At 70.3% G+C, this 15,210-nt stretch carries 11 protein-coding genes; 3 read left to right on the top strand and 8 right to left on the bottom strand.

From position 1 onward, the window contains the following. Positions 1-24: 24 nt before the first annotated feature. Positions 25-684, top strand: coding sequence for a response regulator transcription factor (locus CRYAR_RS21090; RefSeq protein ID WP_035853661.1), 660 nt, complete (start codon positions 25-27; stop codon positions 682-684). Beyond that, positions 677-1,768 (top strand): sensor histidine kinase, encoded by a 1,092-nt coding sequence (locus CRYAR_RS21085; RefSeq protein WP_035853650.1) that lies wholly within the window; start codon positions 677-679, stop codon positions 1,766-1,768. Before CRYAR_RS21090 ends, CRYAR_RS21085 begins: the two co-directional genes overlap by 8 nt. On the opposite strand, the gene vanX is transcribed toward CRYAR_RS21085, so the two are convergent. From vanX to CRYAR_RS49695, 3 genes are read right to left on the bottom strand one after another with little or no spacing between them, the layout of a single operon-like run. Beyond that, positions 1,737-2,369 carry a D-Ala-D-Ala dipeptidase VanX gene (gene vanX / locus CRYAR_RS21080; protein WP_035853645.1) on the bottom strand — a complete coding sequence of 211 codons (633 nt, stop codon included), beginning with the start codon at positions 2,367-2,369 and terminating at the stop codon, positions 1,737-1,739. The two genes, CRYAR_RS21085 and vanX, sit on opposite strands and share 32 nt — an antisense overlap. Continuing rightward, complete coding sequence (locus CRYAR_RS49700) at positions 2,366-3,403, bottom strand: D-alanine--D-alanine ligase family protein (RefSeq protein ID WP_425389397.1); 1,038 nt, start codon at positions 3,401-3,403, stop codon at positions 2,366-2,368. The genes vanX and CRYAR_RS49700 overlap by 4 nt, the downstream gene beginning before the upstream one ends. Then, the gene (locus CRYAR_RS49695; protein WP_063725741.1) at positions 3,373-4,320 is read right to left on the bottom strand and encodes an NAD(P)-dependent oxidoreductase; all 948 of its coding nucleotides are present in this window, start codon (positions 4,318-4,320) and stop codon (positions 3,373-3,375) included. Before CRYAR_RS49695 ends, CRYAR_RS49700 begins: the two co-directional genes overlap by 31 nt. A gap of 242 nt (positions 4,321-4,562) precedes the next feature. On the opposite strand from CRYAR_RS49695, the gene CRYAR_RS21065 reads away from it, so the two are divergent. Then, positions 4,563-10,556, top strand: a complete 5,994-nt coding sequence (locus CRYAR_RS21065) for a DUF4062 domain-containing protein (protein WP_084700768.1) — start codon at positions 4,563-4,565, stop codon at positions 10,554-10,556. Between the two features lie 8 nt (positions 10,557-10,564). Here CRYAR_RS21065 and CRYAR_RS21060 read toward each other — a convergent pair whose 3' ends face one another. The 5 genes from CRYAR_RS21060 to CRYAR_RS21040 are packed head-to-tail and all read right to left on the bottom strand — an operon-like array spanning position 10,565 to position 15,167. Further along, positions 10,565-11,137 carry a carboxymuconolactone decarboxylase family protein gene (locus CRYAR_RS21060; RefSeq protein ID WP_035853612.1) on the bottom strand — a complete coding sequence of 191 codons (573 nt, stop codon included), beginning with the start codon at positions 11,135-11,137 and terminating at the stop codon, positions 10,565-10,567. 19 nt (positions 11,138-11,156) lie between these two features. Next, on the bottom strand, positions 11,157-12,773 hold the full coding sequence (locus CRYAR_RS21055) for a long-chain-fatty-acid--CoA ligase (RefSeq protein WP_169745070.1): 1,617 nt from the start codon (positions 12,771-12,773) through the stop codon (positions 11,157-11,159). After that, positions 12,770-13,882, bottom strand: coding sequence for an NAD(P)H-dependent amine dehydrogenase family protein (locus CRYAR_RS21050; RefSeq protein WP_084700766.1), 1,113 nt, complete (start codon positions 13,880-13,882; stop codon positions 12,770-12,772). Before CRYAR_RS21050 ends, CRYAR_RS21055 begins: the two co-directional genes overlap by 4 nt. Beyond that, on the bottom strand, positions 13,879-14,643 hold the full coding sequence (locus CRYAR_RS21045) for an SDR family oxidoreductase (protein WP_035853605.1): 765 nt from the start codon (positions 14,641-14,643) through the stop codon (positions 13,879-13,881). Before CRYAR_RS21045 ends, CRYAR_RS21050 begins: the two co-directional genes overlap by 4 nt. Further along, positions 14,640-15,167 carry a nuclear transport factor 2 family protein gene (locus CRYAR_RS21040; RefSeq protein WP_035853592.1) on the bottom strand — a complete coding sequence of 176 codons (528 nt, stop codon included), beginning with the start codon at positions 15,165-15,167 and terminating at the stop codon, positions 14,640-14,642. Before CRYAR_RS21040 ends, CRYAR_RS21045 begins: the two co-directional genes overlap by 4 nt. Between the last annotated feature and the right edge of the window lie 43 nt (positions 15,168-15,210).

The following is a 15,210-nucleotide window of genomic DNA, read 5'->3' as shown; positions in this document are numbered from 1 at the left end:
GGCACCGGCTCGTAGTTTGGGAGCATGCGTGTACTGGTGGTCGAGGACGAGCCCTACCTGGCCGACGCCATCCGCGACGGGCTGCGGCTGGCGGCGATCGCCGCCGACGTCGCCGGGGACGGCGACACCGCGCTGGCGCTGCTCGACGTCAACCACTACGACATCGCCGTGCTCGACCGCGACGTGCCCGGCCCCTCCGGCGACGAGATCGCCGAGCACATCGTGGCCTCCGGCCGCGGCACCCCGATCCTGATGCTCACCGCGGCCGACCGGCTCGACGACAAGACGTCGGGCTTCGCGCTCGGCGCCGACGACTACCTCACGAAGCCGTTCGAGCTCCGCGAGCTGGTGCTGCGGCTGCGTGCGCTCGACCGCCGCCGCGCGTACCGCCGGCCGCCGGTGCGCGAGCTCGCGGGTCTGCGCCTGGACCCGTTCCGGCGCGAGGTCCACCGCGACGGCCGGTACGTCGCGCTCACCCGTAAGCAGTTCGCCGTCCTCGAGGTCCTCCTCGCCGCCGAGGGCGGCGTCGTCAGCGCCGAGCACCTGCTCGAGCGGGCCTGGGACGAGAACGCCGACCCCTTCACGAACGCGGTGCGCATCACGGTCTCGGCGCTGCGCAAACGCCTCGGCGAGCCGTGGGTGATCACGACCGTGCCCGGCGTCGGCTACCGCATCGATGCCTAGGAGACCCGGGCTGAGCGTCCGGCTGAAGCTCACCCTCAGCTACGTCGGGTTCCTGATGGTGGTCGGCGTGCTGCTGCTCGGCGCGGTGTGGGTGTTCCTGCTGCGCTACGTGCCCAACCCGCCGGAGGGCGTCCACGACCACCGGGCGCTGATGAGCCCCACCCGCTACGCGCTACAGGTCGCGTTCTTCCCCCGGGCCGCTCAGGTGATGGTGTTCCTCCTGGTCTTCGGCCTGATCGGCGGGTGGGTCCTGGCCGGGCGCATGCTCGCCCCGCTGGACCGGATCACCGAGGCGACCCGCCGGGCGGCGAGCGGGTCGCTCTCGCACCGCATCGCGCTGGAGGGCCGAGCGGACGAGTTCCGGGAGCTCGCCGACAGCTTCGACGCGATGCTCGCCCGGATCGAGGCCGACGTCGCCGAACAGCAGCGGTTCGCCGCCAACGCGTCCCACGAGTTGCGCACGCCGCTGGCGATCATGCGGACCCTGCTCGACGTCGCCCGCGACGACCCTGAGCGGCCGGCCGGGGAACTCGACGGGCGCCTGCGTGACGTCAACGCCAGGGCGATCGAGCTCACCGAGGCGTTGCTGCTGCTCAGCCGGGCCGACCAGCGCGCGTTCCCCCGGGCCGCGGTCGACCTGTCGCTGCTCACCGAGGAAGCGAGCGAGACGCTCCTGCCGCTCGCGGAGAAGCACGGGGTGCGCGTGGTGACGACCGGGGACGTGACGCCCACCCGCGGCTCGCCCGCGCTGTTGCTGCAGCTGACCACGAACCTGCTGCACAACGCGATCGTCCACAACCGCCCGGGGGACGGCACGGTGCTCCTGCACACGGCCGCCGACGACGGGTGCGCCGTGCTCACGGTGGAGAACACCGGCGAGCCGCTCGCCGCGGAGCGGGTCGCCACGTTCGCCGAACGCTTCACCCGCGGCACCGCACGGGTCCGCTCCGACCAGGCCGGCGTCGGCCTGGGGCTGGCCATCGTGAAGAGCATCGCGCAGGCCCACGACGGAACACTCGGGCTCGAACCCCGCGACGGCGGCGGCCTGCGCGTCACGGTCCGGCTACCGCGCGACCGACCGTGATCGGGAAGTCGAAATAGGTGTCCGGATACGGTTCGTCGACGAGCGTGTAGTGCCACCACTCGTTCTCGTAGGCGCGGAACCCGCAGGCCTCCATGATCGACCGGAGCAGCAGGCGGTTGGTCGCCTCGGTCGCGGTGATCCCGTCGGCCCCGTGGTGCGAGATCGTGTCCATCAGGTCGTGGTCGCCGCCCATCGCGGCGAGCTCCCCGCCGGCCCGGTGGAACAGCGTCAGGTCGACGGTGCCGCCGCGGCTGTGCCCGGACCGGGCGGCGACGTAGCCCCGCGTGAACATCTCCCCGCGCGCGATGTTCGGGTAGTGCCGCTGCTTCGTCCGGCCGTCCTCCGGCTTCTCCGACCAGCGCAGGAACGCGTCGACCGCGCGCTGGGGGCGGTAGCCGTCCCAGAGCAGGAGCCCGAACCCGTACGACTCGGCCTCCGCCCGGGCCCGTTCGAGCCCGGCGCACAGCGCGGTCGTCCCGACGATGCGATTGGCCAGGTACCCGTCGAGCGGTGTGCCGGTGAAGTTGTCCCAGGTGGCGTACTTGGCGTCCCAGCGGACGCCGGGGACGAACTCGTCGACGAACACGAACCGGTCGCTCATCGGCCCAGCGCCAGCGCGATCAGCCGGTCGAGCACCACCGGCAGCGGTACCCCGGCGGCGGCCATCATGCGCGGGTAGCGGCTGTAGGAGGTCAGGCCGGGCAGCGTGTTGACCTCGTTGAGGACGACCGTGCCGGCGTCGGTCAGGAACAGGTCGACGCGGGCCAGGCCCCGGCAGCCGAACGCGCGGTACAGGGTGGTCGCGGTCTGCCGGACCAGCGCCCGGGACACGTCGGAGATGTCGGCGGGGACGACGAATGCCGAGTTCTCGGACCCGGTCTCGGGTGTCGCCTCCTGATGGATCCGGAAGAACCCGTGCGTCAACGCGACCCGGTCCACCTCCCCGACGATCAGGTCGGGGTCGTTCCCCAGCACCGCGCACCCCACCTCACGGCCGGCGACGGCTTCCTCGACGAGCACCTTGGGGTCGAACCGCCGGGCGGCACGCACCGCGTCGGGCAGCTCGCCGGGATGCTCCACCTTGCTGACGCCGAACGACGACCCGGACCGGGCCGGCTTCACGAACACCGGGTACGTGAGCCCGTCGAGCTTCTCGTCGTCGGTGAGCACCCGGAAGTCCGGGGTGGCGATCCCCTCGGCGCGGGCGATCGTGTACGCGAGGGATTTGTCCATGGCGAGCGCGGAGCTCGGCACGTCGCAGCCGGCGTAGGGGATGCCGGAGAGCTCCAGCAGGCCCTGGATCGCGCCGTCCTCGCCGAACCGGCCGTGCAGCACCGGCAGCACCACGTCGAGCCGGACCGGGTCGAGCCGGACCGGGTCGCGCCCGCCGACGAGGATCCCGTGGTCGCCGCGGTCCGGGGAGAGCACGGCCGGGCCACGGTCGTCCCCGTCGGGCCCGTCGCACCACCGCCAGGCGCCGTCCGGCGTGATCCGGACCCAGACCGGCTCGTACTTCGCCGGGTCGAGATGTTTCGCGACCTCCCGCGCGGACTTGACCGACACGGCGTGTTCCTCCGAGGCGCCCCCGAAGAGAATTCCGACCTTCACTGCTCCCCGCTTTCGAAGTTCCGGCAGTTGACAAGGGTGTTCTCGACGACGTCGCGCAGACCGTGGTCGGTGTAGTAGGCGGTGTGCGGGCTGACGACCACGGTCGGCAGTTCCTGCAGGCGCAGCAGTGGCTTGTTCCCGATCGGGGTGTCGCGGCGGTCCTCGGAGAAAATGCCGTCCTCCCCGTCGACGACGTCGAGCGCGGCACCGGCGACCCGGCCGCTCTCCAGCGCGGCGAGCAACGCCTCGGTGTCGAGCAGCGCACCGCGCGCGGTGTTGACCAGGATCACGCCCGGTTTGCAGCGGTCGAGACGCGCCCGATCCAGCAGGTGCCGGGTCGCGGCGGTGAGCGGCACGTGCAGCGTCACCAGGTCGCTCTCGCGCAGCAGGTCGTCGAGCGGAACCGAGTCGTCGCGGGCCACGTCGTGGGCGAGGATCCGGGCACCGAAGCCGCTCAGCCGGGTGATCACCGCCGAGCCGATCCGCCCGGTGCCGACCACCCCGATCGTGAGGTCGCGCAGTTCCCGCCCGCGCACGTCGTTCAGCCGGTAGTCGTGCACCTCCGCCCGCAGCACCATGGCTTTCGCGTTCCGCACGGCCATCAACATCAGCATCAGCGTGTAGTCGGCCACGCTGTCGGGCGAGTACGGCACCGTGCCGACCACGATCCCGGCCCGCGCGGCGAACCCGGTGTCGATGTGGTCGACCCCGACACTGCGCGTCGACACGTACCCGACACCGGCGCGGCTCAGGGCCCGGAGCACGGGCGCGGTGAGCCGCGTCCGGTGATCGACGCTGACGCACCGGCTCCCGGCCGCCAGCCCACTGTTCCCCGCACCGACCGGCGCCTCGATGACGATCGGCTCGACCCCGAACCGGGGCGCCATCGCCCGGAACGCATCCGCCTCGTCCGGCCCGCACCCGTATATCGCGATTCGGCTCATGGGGGCAGTCAAGCCAGCGCGGCGTTGCGACACGGTATGCGCATTCGGATATCCCGGCGATAACCGCACCGTGGCGGACCGCGGCCGTCCTCATTCACCACTTGGAGGAGTCCCTACTGCCGCGAACGTCGTCGTCGACCCGCCGTTCCTGCCAGATCCTCGTGGACAGCCATCCAGCAGCCGCCTACTCCGCCAAACTGTCCCTCCAAGGGGGCAGTGGTTCAGGATCGTTGGGGGCTTGAATGGTCGACCGTCCTTGGCGGGTGTTCATTTCGCACACCACCGAGCTTCGTAGCCATCCGCACGATCGCAGCTATCTGGCGGCCGCGTGCGCGGGGGTGGTCAGAGCAGGCCATGTACCGGTCGAGATGAGCATTTTCGACGCCGAGGATCTCTCCACGGCCGAGGTCTCTGTGAGCCGGGTCCGCGGATGCGATGTCCACGTCACACTCCTCGGCTATCGCTACGGCACTCTCGTGCCGGACGGCTCGGGGCTCTCGTACACGGAGTTGGAGTATGAGACAGCGGGGACTATGGGCATGAAACGACTGGCGTTCCGCCTGGACGAGGACGCCCAGGTGCCGGCCTCCTGGATTCGTGCCAACCGTCATCACGGCGACAAGCAGGAGGCTTTCCTCGCCCGCGTCTCAGGCGAGGGCGAACGCCTCGTCCGGACGTTCGCGACGCACGATGCGCTCGAAGCAGCCGTATGCGACGCGCTACGACTGCTCGCGGAAAAGCTGGTCAAGGAACATGACGACTCGGGTCCCGAGGAGCTGCCCCCTCTCGTGCTCGAACTCGCACGACGAATGCTGCACTACGCCGAGACGCTGCCGCGTGCCCTCCGCGGCGCCTCTCCGATCGGGCTCGGGAGTGTCTACGTCCGTCAGTCGGTGCGGCTTCCCACCGAGTCGCGTGAACCTCGCGGACCGGGGGACGAAGCAGCAGGCCGTTCCGAATTCGGACCGCTGGAGGATGCCCGTCGCCGCCAGCCCGGCCTCGACGAGCCGTTCGACGACGTGATCGACCGACACGAACACCTGGTGATCGAAGGGAGGGCCGGTCTCGGAAAGACGACGCTGGGCCGACACATCGTCATCGAACGGGCGACCGCCTTACTCGCTACTCACGAGAGCCGCCAGGCCCAACCCATTCCCGTCTTGATCAGTGCACGCTCGCTCGTCGCCCACCGCGATCGCCCCTGGGAGGAAGCCGTAGCGGCCACCGTCGACGACGAGTACCGGCGGCTGCTCTCCGCGCCCTTACCAGCGTCACTGTTCGGCGGCCGTGTCGGCAGCCATCCCTGGTGGATCGTCGTCGACGCCCTCGACGAGATTCCCTCACAGGAACATCGCGAGGAGCTGTTGCAGTTGCTCGCAGTGCAGATGACGCAGTCGGACACCGGCACACACCTATTTGTCACCAGTCGCCCGTTGCCGCCGGGAGAGCTCGACCGGCTCCAAGGGGCCCAGGTCGGCCTCTACGAACTCCAGCCCTTCGACGAGGGTTCACTCGTACGCTTCGCGGAGAAGCGCTTCCCCACCGAGCGCTGGCCGCACCGCCCACAGGCGTCAGCCGAGTTCTTGGCGCAGGTAAGGCAGGCAGGCCTAGAGACGACGCTGAACGTGCCACTGCTCGCCGAAATCGCAGCCCGCGTCTTCGAGGCTCACCCGAACGATTCGCTTCCGGCCAGCCGCTACGAGCTGTACAGGGAATACTTCCGCCAATTCGGTCCGCACCGACGCGCGGAGGAGGCGGCGGCGCTCGCCGCGTTTCGCGATCTGGGCGGTGACTGCCCCGCGTTGGCCCAGTGGGTGGACGAGCATCGGACCAAGCTTCTCGAGACGTTGGCGATCGCGTACACCACTGCCGAAGAGCCGCTGCTAGACGTCGCCGAGAATTTGTTCCGCGCAGAGCTTCCGCAGCTCAGTCTTCCGCTCGGATGGCAGTCGGCTCTCGTGGAGTGGCTCCAGCACGGTTCACTGCTCACCTGGGACGCCGGCCGACTCCGATTCGTCCACCAGACTTTCGCCGAGCACCTGGCCGCGACCGCCGAAGCCAAACAGTTGTCCTGCCCCTTTCGACCGCAAGACGCACAGTGCGCCAAGCATCTTCGAGGGTTGTTGCAGGCCGACGAACCCAGCACTCGTGTACTCGTGCACTATCTCGAACTTGCGAGAGAACGCGGCGAACAGACGGGGCTCATCGACGGCCTCCAAGCAGGGAGCAGCAAGCACCGCTTGGCCGCCGGCAGGCTACTCACGCAGGCACCCAAGACCGCGACCGACCTCCAGCGCGACCGCTATCTGCAGCTGATCGAGGACCGAGTCCGGGTAGGCGACTGGTTGACCCATGCCGTGCCCGCGGTGGCAGCACTTGCCGCGCATGCGGTCGTCCGCGACCGACTCCTCGCCCTGACACGGAGCGAAGAGGCTGCCATCGGGGTCCGGATAGCATTCATCGACCTGCTCCGTACGCGGTTACCTAACCGGAGGGCCGAATTCACGCAGCGGCTCATTGGCTGGACCAGTCCCTCCGAACCGTCGGACTATCGCTACACCGCGGCCGCCGTCCTCGGACGTTTCGGCGGACCGGAGCGCGAACGGGCGTTAGAGACACTAAGTGAGGTTGCCCGCAGAGCTACCGGCTACGAGCATCGAGCGGCGGCAGAAGAGCTGGCACGGCTCGGTGACGACGGGCGGGCCGTCGCAGCGGACGCGTTGCGCGAGCGCGCGACCGGATCGGCCTTCGACGTGCCCGCGCGTCTGAATGCTGCGGTCGCCTTGGCAAAGCTCGGGTCTGGCTATCGTGACGAAGCTGGAGCGATACTGACTGAGCTCGCGACTGACGCCGCAGCGACCGAATGGCATCGTCGAACCGTCGCGGACGAGCTCGCGTCGCTCGGCGGGAACTACCGACGACGCGCGGCCGACCTGCTGCTCGCCGTCACTCGGAATAGCGCCGCGCAAGCCGACGACCGCGCTCTCGCACACGCCGCTGCGGCACGGATTCTGCCGGAGCACCGACCGGCCGCCGCCATCAAAATCGCGTCCATCGCCAGCGATCCCGCTGTTTCCGCCGATGATCGGCGCGAGATCGCACGGGAGCTAGCAACGCTCGGGGTTGCCTACCGCCACTCGGCCGCCGGCCTGCTTCGTGAGATCGCCGCCGACGTCGGCGTCGAGCCGTCGGAGCAGCTCTCCGCGGCCTCCAACCTCGCCGAGCTCGGCCCCCGATTCGCCGATTCCGCGATCGCGGAGTACCGCCGGCTCGCCGCGTCGCCCACAGCGAGAGCGGCGACTCGACGACGAGCCGCAGAGGAGCTGGCGCGGACGGACGCTGATCCCAGCGACGCGGCCCGATTGCTAGAGCGGCTTTTCCTCGACACGTGGTTGGCTCGCGAAGAGCGAATCGCCGCTTTCACCGTGGTCGTCGCGATCAGCCCGGACATCAGTGCCAAACTGATGGCGCAGGTCGAGTGTTCCTTGATGGACGTGGACGCGAGCGACTCGGAGATCGAGCTTGCCGCTGCCGCCCTGGTGGTGACTCGACCCGACCTCGCGACCTTGACCGGCACTTTGTTACAGCAACGAGCCGCCTCCCCGGTCCTCACGACCGAACAACGGTTCCACGCCGCCGATCTGCTCGCCGACGTCGGGCCGGCGCAATCGCGGGTCGCTCATAAGATTCTGGCGGATCTCGCTACTGACCCGTTCGCCCCACGGGTACGGCGATTACTGGCTCTGCAGAGACTGTCCACGCTTCCCCAAGTACCGGTAGACGATCTCGCAGCGCTGGTGAAAAGGACGCTGGCCGAGCCGGCCTTCACGACAGACATTCTCTCGCTCACCTTGTCCGACGGAGACGTCACTCATTTCGGAGTGCTCCTTCTCGGCAACATGGCCGGCATCGGAGGTTCCCTTCGCGCGGTCGTCCGGAGTGCCATCGTCAGAATTGCCGCAACGGACCCGCCGGAATCCTTGTGGTGGGGATTTGACTGGGATGTGGGAGAGGTCCCAGAACTCGGTATCGCATTCCAGACCTGGTGCGCGGAGTTCCCAGCCGGCTCGCTATACCTTTCCTCGGACGTCAACGCGACGCTAGAGGACGTGAGTTCGGTCGAGGACGCTCTCCACCGCAGGCTGGTCCACCCCCACGCCAATGACGCGGTGCGGGTCGATGCCGCGAGCGACTTGGCTCGCACCAGCCCCCGCTACCGAGACAGTGCCCTTGCGGTGGCACGTGAACTAGCGGATAGTCCACGTACCCAGGTAGAGGACCGCATCGAGGCGCTAGCTACCCTGACCCGCGGCGGGACGATTCCCGACCCTGAGCTCATCACGGGCCTTTCGACGCTGGCCCACGACAAGAGCCTGCCTCCCACTGCCCGGCGCCGCGCGATCTCAGCGCTCGCCAGCCGGGGCGAGGCCGGATGGTCGCATTCCGTGAGCGCACTCGCCGCGATCGTTAGCGATGCAACGCTCGGCGGCCGCGACCGACTCGAGTCGACACAGGATCTCTGCGCTTATCCCGGCGCCAACCGCGAAACTGCCCTCGCCGTTCTCGAAGAAATCGCGGTCGACCCGCGATGCGGCGCCGAAACTCGCGTCGATGCAGCGATCCACCTCGCGCGGTTTCCCGGGGCCTCACGCGACCGGGCCCTCCGTTCGATCAAGGAAATCACTCGCGATGTAAGCATAATTCCTCAATGTCGCGTGCGGGCCATTCGCTTCGTCGCGCGCTTCGGCAGTTCCCAACTTGACTGGGCGATACGCGAACTCTCCCGTCTCGCGACCAACCCGAAGGTAGAGGCCGACGGACGCAAACGTGCCGCCACCGCGCTCAGCGACTTCGGCCTCGATTCCCGTCCCGTCGCGATCGAGGCCTGGGCATCGATTCTCCGGGATGAGTCCCTACGCGCGTGGCATCGTTGCGACGCGGCCCATGCGCTCGCGCGACTCGGCCCCTCCGCCCGCGTTCTCGCGCTCGAACTCCTCCGGGCCAGTGGCGATTCGCTCCGATCGCCTCTCGCCCACGGACTGCTGCAGGCCGCCGCAGCGAAGATTTCCGGCGGGGACCCGCCGCAGTATCGAGCGGCACGGGAGACGCTCACCAGAGTCGCACTGGATGCGGCTGCGCCCGGCTGGGAGCGTCACTACGCGTCCGAAAACCTCATGAGGCTTTCGCGCTACGAGAACACGAGCGCGTTCAACCTCTTGGATGACTTGGCCGCGGACAAACAGATTCGGGTCTGGGAGCGACGTGCTGCAGCTGAAACGCTCGCGCGGTACGGGCCGGCCGGGCGCGCACGGGCGCGAGAGAGCCTGCGGGCCTGCACATCTGAGCCATCCGCCGACCCCTGGGAAGTCACGGAGGTGTGGAGCACACTCGACGCTCTCGATCTTGACGACGACAATGCGGCGGCGGAAAAGCTCTTCCAGCTGGCGACCGTCGAATCCACACCGAGTCAGCAGCGTGTATTCGCCGCCAAGTCCCTCATCACGTGTGGGACGTGGCGCCTCGAGCACCGAAGCTCGGCAGCTCAGCTGCTGTCTTCGCTGGCCCGCGATCCGGCGCAGGAGCCGGTTGCACGCTGGATGGCCGCGGTCGCACTCGAAGAAGTCGGCGGTGCGCACAGCGAATCAGGCCATCGCCTCCTTCGCGAACTGTCGTCGGCCGGCGACCTCGACGTCCTCACCCGCGCCTGTGTTCTGCGCTCGCTCGCGGCTACCGACGTTCGGTATCGGCCCGCCGCCGACGACGCGCTGCGCACCCTGGTCCGCAACAGCACCGTGCCGGCGGCAGCACGGCGCCAGGCCGCGCGGATCCTGAACGACGGTTCCCCCGCGCACCGCTTGACCCTTCGACGTGCCCTCGGCGAGATGTCGTCGGATTCTACGTCGACTCCGCTGAATCGGGCCTTGGCACTAGAGTTGCTGATGCGATTCGAGCTCACCGAGACAGGTCCGGCTCGCATCGCAATCTCACGAGTCCCAAATGATTTCGCAACAACCGTCGACGAGCGGTGCGAACTGGCCCTCGCGAAGGCGCGGCTGAGTGACGATCTTCGCCACGATCAGTGCCTCTGGCTTCGTGACCTCGCTGTGGACTCCGCGTCGAGCCCATCGGAGCGCTTCACCGCCGTCGAGGCACTCCATCAGATACTCGATGTCGGACGGGTCACCGGGCTGGTTCAGTTGCCGGAGGACCGTGAGTCGTTTCTGAGCAGGAGCTGATAGCGGCGTTACCGCCGGAGCGACCGGAGCGCGTCCCGGACGGGCTCCGGGGCGTCGGCGTGCAGGTCGGGGTCGGGGGTGGCGCCGAGGGCGTTGTTCACGGTGGAGAAGGCCAGGCGCAGGGCGATGAAGACGGTCATCGCGAAGATCTCCGCGTCCGGGAAGCCGGCCCCGCGCAGAGCGTCGACGTCGGCCGGGGTCGTGGCGTGGGGGGCGCGGGCCACGCGGCGGGCCCAGGCCGCCATCGCCCGTTCCGGCGCCGGCAGGGCCGCGTCGTCGCCGGTGAGTACCGCGGCGGCCACGTCGTCACCGGCTACCCGGGCCAGGCGGGTGCCCCAGGCCAGCGAGCAGTACGGGTCGCCGAAGGCCGACGCGGTCGCGGAGACCAGGATCGCGCGGCGGCGGAGGTCCAGCGCCGGGGCCGCCACCTGCCCCATCAGCGCGAAGAGAGCGCGTTCGGCGGCGGGGTCGTGGGCCCAGAGGCGCGTCGCGTTCATCACGTAGCCGAGGTCGGCCTCGTCCTCGGCGAAGAGCGCGTCGCCCTCCGCCGAGGCAGGCGGGTCGGTGAGGTAGCCGGTCATGCCCCGATCGTCGCAACGATCAGCGGGGGGCGCCTCCGTAGCGACCACGGAGAGACGTCTTCAGTACCTTCCCGCTCGCGGTCAGCGGCAGGGCGTCGACGAGGACGACATCGGACGGGCACTTGTAGTGCGCCATCCGGTCGCGGGCCCAGGCGATCAGCTCGGCGGCGTCGACGGTCCGGCCGGCGGCGGGGACGACGACCGCGAGCGGCGTCTCGCCCCACCGGGACGACGGCACGCCGACGACCGCGACGTGCGCGACCGACGGGTGTCCGGTGAGGACGCTCTCCACCTCGGCCGGGTACACGTTCTCGCCGCCGGACACGATCATGTCCTTGAGACGGTCGTGCAGGTAGAGGTAGCCGTCCTCGTCGAACGAGCCGCCGTCGCCGGTACGCAGCCAGCCGTCGGGGGTGATCGCGGCCTCGGTCGCGGTCGGGTTGCGCCAGTAGCGGCGCATCACGTGACCGCCACCGATGAGCACCTCGCCGCGGACGCCGGGCGGCACGTCCTCCAACGTGACCGGGTCGACGACACGCACCGGGACGTTCGGCATCGGCTGCCCCACCGAACGCAGCTTGCGCGCGGCGCGGTGATCGGCCGGGCTGAGCATCGTGACGCCGCCGGTCGACTCGGTCAGCCCGTAGGACTGCAGGAACTTGCAGCCGAAGACCCCGGTGGCTTCGCGCAGCACCGGCTCCGGCATCGGCGAAGCCCCGTAGACCAGGTACTTCAGCGCGCTCCAGTCGCCGGTGCGCACCTCGGGCAGCGTCAGCAGGAACTGGATCACGGTGGGCACCGCGACCGCGTGCGAGACGCGGTACTCCTGCAGGATCACGCACAGGTCGGCCGGGGAGGTGGGGTTGCGCAGCAGGAGCTCCGAGCCGTTGATCGCCGCGACCAGGGCCAGGCCCAGGCCGGAGACGTGGAAGAACGGCACCGGGGCCAGCGCCACCGAGGTGGTGTCGAGCTCCAGCAGGTAGTGCATCGCGGCGACGGCCCGGCCGAGGTTCGCGCCGGTCAGCTCGATGCCCTTGGGGTGACCGGTGGTGCCCGACGTGTAGAACATCAGCGCGGTGTCCTCGGGGTCGCGCGCGAAGCCCGGGTCCGTGTCGGCAGCCGCCGCGACCCAGGCGTCGTACCCCACCACCGCCGGGTCGCTCCCCGCCGGAGGGTCGGCGAGGGTCGCCACCAGGCGGACGCCGGCCTCGAGAGCGGCCGGCGCCAGGTGCTCGTGGCCCCGGCCGAGCACGAGCGCGGCCGGCTCGGCGTCGCGCAGGATGTAGTCGACCTCCGGCGGGGCCAGCCGGAAGTTCAGCGCGGTGGGGATCGCCCCGGCCTTGCTCGCGCCGTAGAGGGTCGCGAGGAACTGCGCGGAGTTCTCACCCAGGTACGCGACCCGGTCGCCGGGCGCGACCCCGGCGCCGATCAGCGCGTTCGCCACCCGGCTGGCCCCGCGGTCCAGTTCCGCGTACGTCGTGGTCGCGGTCCCGGTGCGCACGGCCGACGCGGTGGGCGTCGCCGCCGCCCGCCGCCGGGTGATGTCCTCGAGCCGCTCGACGCGGGTGCCGTCCGCGTGCAGCGCGTAGTGCGGGTCCGCGTACTCCGCCGGCGTGGGAAGAAGCACCGTGGTCATCGCGCCCCCTCCCCCGCGGAGACCGGCGCCGCGGAAACCGGCGCCGCGGCCGGTCGGGCCTGCGGGGCCCGGGCCGCGTCGTACGCGCCGAACACCGGGGCGGCGAAGATTCCCGGCGGCGCCGCGACCACGTGTTCGATCGCGCGTAACGCCGGGCCGGCGGTGACGTACTGGGCGGCGGTCGTGCGCACGCCCTCCTCGGAGGGTTCGACCAGGTTGAGGGTCATGATCATCTCGGGCTTGCCCTCGAGGTGGATCCGCCAGTGGTCGCGCCCGGCGTACTCGGGCCGGTCCGGCTCGCAGGTCCAGATGATCGCCAGCGTCAGGAACGGCTTCCCGCCGACGAGCGCGTGCCACCGCCACTCGGTGGTGCCGACCGTGCCGGCCGCGATCGTCCCGGCCGCGACGCTCAGGTCGCTCCGCGCGGGCACGGTGCGATGGTCCGGCACGATGTCGTCCACCGCGACGCCCAGCTGCGCGCACACGTACGCGATCGTCTCCCGGTACAGCAGCCCGTAGAGCGTCGGCAGCGGCCCGGACCCGTCGAGCGTCGCCGGGTCCGACCCCATGCCCATCACCGTGAACAGGAAGTCCGGGTCGGGCATCGAGCGCGCGTCGAGCACCTCGTCGATCGTGATCCGGTCCAGCGTGACGCTCGCGCCGGTCAGCGCCAGCGTGAGCCGCTCACCGATCACCCCGGGGCTGATGCCGACGCCGTAGAGCGTGCTGCCGCCGGCCCGGCACGCGTCGAGGAAGAGCTGCTCGCGGGCGGAACCGTGGGCCCGCGGGAAGTGCTGCCCGGCGGTCGTGACGACGTTGATGCCGGCCTCCAGCAGGCGCACCAGGTCGGCGTCGTGCTTCTCGTACGGGATCTGCAGACGCGGCGCGTGCACGACGACGTCCGGCGCGGCCGCGATCACGTCGGCGATGTCGCGGGTGGCCGTCACGCCGGTCGGTGCCCGCCGGGCGATGTCCCCGGCGTCCCGGCCCACCTTCTTCTCGCCGTAGACGAGCAGCGCGACCAGCTCCAGGTCGGGGCGGTCGAGGATGCCGCGCAGGATCGTCTTGCCGACGGCGCCGGTGGCCCACTGCGCCACCCGGATCGTCATTTTCCGGTCCGGAGCTCGGCCGCGAACAGCAGCTTGCCGAGGCTCTTCTCGTACCGCACCGGGTCGCGGGCCAGGCGCGCCCGCGATTCGACCGCCAGCGTGTCGGTGTCGCACGTCCACTCGCCGCGGGCCATCGCGGCCAGCCCGGTCCGGGCGATCTCCCGCGGAGCCTCCTTCGTGCCCTCCACGTGCGAGGCCATCCGCGTGTCCACCGAACCGACGATCAGCGACGTCACCGTGATGCCGTAGCGCTCCAGCTCGGCCCGCGCGATGCCGCCGAGGTTCAGCGCGGCGGCCTTCGACGGCGAGTACCCGCCCATGAACGCGGTCGGCGCGATCGCCGCCACCGACAGCACGTTCACGAACGACCCGTGCCCGGCGCGGGCCAGCACCGGCGCGAACGCCCTGGTCATCCGCAGCACGCCGAAGTAGTTGACCTCCATCTCGGCGCGGGCCGCGTCGAGGTCACCGGCCTCGATCAGCCGGTTGCCGGTGAACAGCCCCGCGTTGTTGACGACGATCGTCGCGTCACCGCACGCCTCGGCGGCGGCCGTCACGTCGGCGTCGGAGGTCACGTCGAGCCGGACCGGGGTGGCGCCGGCCAGCTCCTCCGGGACGGCGGACGGGTCACGCACACCCGTGTACACCTTCGCCGCCCCCTGAGCGAGTGCTTCCTGCGCGAACGCGAGCCCGATCCCCCGGTTCGCGCCGGTGACGACGACCGTGGCCCCGGCGACCGGGACCCCGCGAAGAACGCTCATGCCCGGCTCCCCTGGTACAGCACGTCGGTCGGGTACTTCTCGCTGCGCGACATCGCCTCGACGTCGCCGAGCAGGCCGAACACCCAGCCCTCGGACGGTTCCATGTCGTGGTTCCAGTCCCACCGCAGCGCGCGGTGCCGGATGCCCCAGCGCCCGTCGACCCGCTCCAGGTCGTCGATCATCCGGGCCGAGGTCAGCGTGTCACCGATCCGGCCGTCGGGGCGGCGGACCCGGGCGAAGGCCAGCACGTACGACTCGGCGCGGGCCGTGTCGCCGTCCACGTCGACGAGGACGTTCGTCAGCGCGTGCGTGCTGACGGCCTTCGGGTGGGTGATCGTGCGCCGCACCGAGGCGACGTACTCGCTCGCCGGGCCGGTGAACAGACCGCCGTGATCCTCGGTGGCCCCCGGCAGGTAACACGCCTCCAACGCGGCGACGTCTCCGCGGTCGATCGCGCGGAGGTAGCGAACGAGCAGGTCATGGACCTCTTGCTTGGCTAGCAACGTCTGGAGCGCGGCGTCCACTGGCGCTCTCCCTCCCGGTCCGGAGTCGTTGACGACTCGCTCT

It is taken from the genome of Cryptosporangium arvum DSM 44712, from assembly GCF_000585375.1.
Classification (GTDB): Bacteria; Actinomycetota; Actinomycetes; order Mycobacteriales; family Cryptosporangiaceae; genus Cryptosporangium; species Cryptosporangium arvum.
This window is presented reverse-complemented; position numbering and strand designations above follow the sequence as displayed.

Bases quoted from the DNA above. Each gene is read 5' to 3' on its own strand.
- vanX (WP_035853645.1), bottom strand. From the start codon at position 2,369: ATGAGCGACCGGTTCGTGTTCGTCGACGAGTTCGTCCCCGGCGTCCGC.
- CRYAR_RS21085 (WP_035853650.1), top strand. From the start codon at position 677: ATGCCTAGGAGACCCGGGCTGAGCGTCCGGCTGAAGCTCACCCTCAGC.
- CRYAR_RS21060 (WP_035853612.1), bottom strand. From the start codon at position 11,137: ATGACCGGCTACCTCACCGACCCGCCTGCCTCGGCGGAGGGCGACGCG.
- CRYAR_RS21090 (WP_035853661.1), top strand. From the start codon at position 25: ATGCGTGTACTGGTGGTCGAGGACGAGCCCTACCTGGCCGACGCCATC.
- CRYAR_RS21055 (WP_169745070.1), bottom strand. From the start codon at position 12,773: ATGACCACGGTGCTTCTTCCCACGCCGGCGGAGTACGCGGACCCGCAC.
- CRYAR_RS21065 (WP_084700768.1), top strand. From the start codon at position 4,563: ATGGTCGACCGTCCTTGGCGGGTGTTCATTTCGCACACCACCGAGCTT.
- CRYAR_RS21050 (WP_084700766.1), bottom strand. From the start codon at position 13,882: ATGACGATCCGGGTGGCGCAGTGGGCCACCGGCGCCGTCGGCAAGACG.
- CRYAR_RS21045 (WP_035853605.1), bottom strand. From the start codon at position 14,643: ATGAGCGTTCTTCGCGGGGTCCCGGTCGCCGGGGCCACGGTCGTCGTC.
- CRYAR_RS49695 (WP_063725741.1), bottom strand. From the start codon at position 4,320: ATGAGCCGAATCGCGATATACGGGTGCGGGCCGGACGAGGCGGATGCG.